Genomic DNA, 554 nt, shown 5'->3' with positions numbered 1-554 from the left:
TGGCTAATGGATGGCCCCATGCTGACACCGTCTCTGATGCACCATTTATCGATCATTCCCGACTTCCGCCAGGCGTGGAAAATCAAACATCAGCTGTCAGATATCCTCTTCCTGACGGTCGGTGCGGTGATCTGTGGTGCTGAAGGTTGGGACGAGATCGAAGACTTTGGCCACGCGAAGCTGGACTTTCTTCGCCAGTACGGCGATTTTGAGGCTGGCGTGCCCAGCCATGACACCCTGGCGCGCGTGATGGCACTGATCAACGCCAAGCAACTGCAGACGGCCTTTGCTGACTGGATGAAGGCCTGTCATGACGCGACAGACGGTGCCATCGTGGCCATCGATGGCAAGACACTGCGGGGCTCGTATTGCCGAGGTAAGGAAAAGGCAGCGATCCACATGGTCAGTGCCTTCAGCACCGCCAATGGCGTGGTGATGGGGCAGATCAAGACAGACGAGAAGAGCAACGAAATTACGGCGATTCCCGAACTGCTCAAGCTGCTGGATCTGTATGGTTGCCTGGTGACCATTGATGCCATGGGATGCCAGACAAA

Annotated in this window: 1 protein-coding gene; it reads left to right on the top strand. The window is 56.1% G+C overall.

Annotated elements, in window-relative coordinates:
* Positions 1-18 precede the first annotated feature (18 nt).
* The coding region (locus Q673_RS24675; protein ID WP_043524594.1) for an ISAs1 family transposase at positions 19-554 on the top strand (536 nt) is incomplete at its 3' end.

This window comes from Halomonas sp. PBN3, assembly GCF_000475415.1.
GTDB classification, from domain to species: Bacteria; Pseudomonadota; Gammaproteobacteria; order Pseudomonadales; family Halomonadaceae; genus Halomonas; species Halomonas shengliensis.
This window is presented reverse-complemented; position numbering and strand designations above follow the sequence as displayed.